This is a genomic window from Aquiflexum sp., from assembly GCF_977115555.1.
On record NZ_CDSBKL010000633.1, the window covers coordinates 1 to 1,545 of the forward strand.

At 44.6% G+C, this 1,545-nt stretch carries 1 pseudogene; it reads left to right on the plus strand.

Annotated features, from left to right (window positions below):
• A pseudogene (locus ACZFYI_RS20290) lies at positions 1–1,545 on the plus strand (SMC family ATPase); the annotation flags it as partial.

Here is a 1,545-nt window from a genome sequence, read left to right on the forward strand (position 1 = left end):
AGGGGGGAAAGGGAGGGATAGGAGAGGGGGGGGCGGGTTGTTGTGCTGGGCGGGGTTCGAAGGCGAGGGCGTCGATTTCAAAAAAAAATATGAAACGGGAGTCTCTGAACTGTTAAAACAAGAAGCGGAGCTCAAAATAAAAGCAGACGACCGTCCAAATAGGGAAGCAAAAATCCGTGACCTCAAAAAGGTGATCGAAATCCAAGGACTATTGGCGGGTTTGAAGGATGCCGAAAAACAGGTGGAAACACTCAGCCCGCATATCGAAGGCCTGAAAAATTCTCAAAAGGATCTCGAAAATGCGATCAAAGAAAAAGAATCCAAAATCGAAGGCATAAAACTTCCGGATACAGACGAAATCTCCAATCTCAAAAGCGCAGTAAAAGATTGGACCAACCTGGAAAGCCAATTGCCAAAGTTGACAGAAGATTTCCATTCGCTCAGGAAGACGCCAACAAGTTTGGATACAGTCATATTAGAGATCAAAAAACAGATTCCATCAAGGTTTGACAGCTTTGGAAGTTGGATCGAAAACCAAAAAAAGCAAATCCAAAACCTTGAATTCAACAAGGAGAAACTACTCAGCAAAAAAGGTCTTGCTGCCCATGTCCATCTTTTGCAGGACGGGGAAGCGTGTCCGCTTTGCGGTGCAATTGAGCACCCTGACCCGATCAGAGCAAGTCAGGAAGAAAGTGAATGGAATGGGATTTCCAGTCAAATAGAAGATGCAAAAGTTCTTTTGGAAAAAACCTCCAAGCTATCCCAACAGCTCTCCGAGCAACAAATCCGTCAGGAAAATCACCTTCAAAACATTGGCGCCAAGGAAAAAGAACTTGCCGACTCCAAGCTACAATTGACTTCCCTGATGGACAGTCTGAAGTCAAAAAATATCCATTCCAAAGAGAGTCTGTCCAAGTTGATCGGAGATACTGATTTGGACTTGAAACACAAAGACCAACTCGCACAGGAGGTCAGGGATTTGAGAAAAAGCCAAGAGGAAGGGAAACTCCTTTTGGAAAAAGAAGAACAGCAACTCCGCGCCGCCGAACAAAAGCAGGTGGCCTTGCACAGTACCGTTGCCGCCAAAAAAGACGAAATCAAAGACCCTATATTCACAAAACCGTTTTTTGAAAAATCCACTGATTATATCGAAAACGCCATTTCTAATGTACAGAAGGACATCGAAAAAACCATCCAAGACCTGGACGGCAAGCGGAAAGTCCTCCAAGAAACCCGGGCGAAGCAATCCACCAACCTTGCAAATCTCAAGAATTTTGAAGATTTGGTAGAGAAGACTAATGTCAAAATTGTCGAGTTGGAAAGCCAATATGAAGCCCTGAAAAAGACACATAGATTTGAAAGTGAATCCGATCTGCAGGCCTTATACCATCATTCCTTGGATGCCGACAAAACCGATGCGGAGATCCGCCAATATGAAGACCGGAGATTGCTAGTCCAAAATAATCTGGAGAAACTCAAAGCGGAAGACGGTGTCTTGGACTTCAGCCAAGATGTATTTGAGCGCCTTTTGGGGGATTTGCAGGA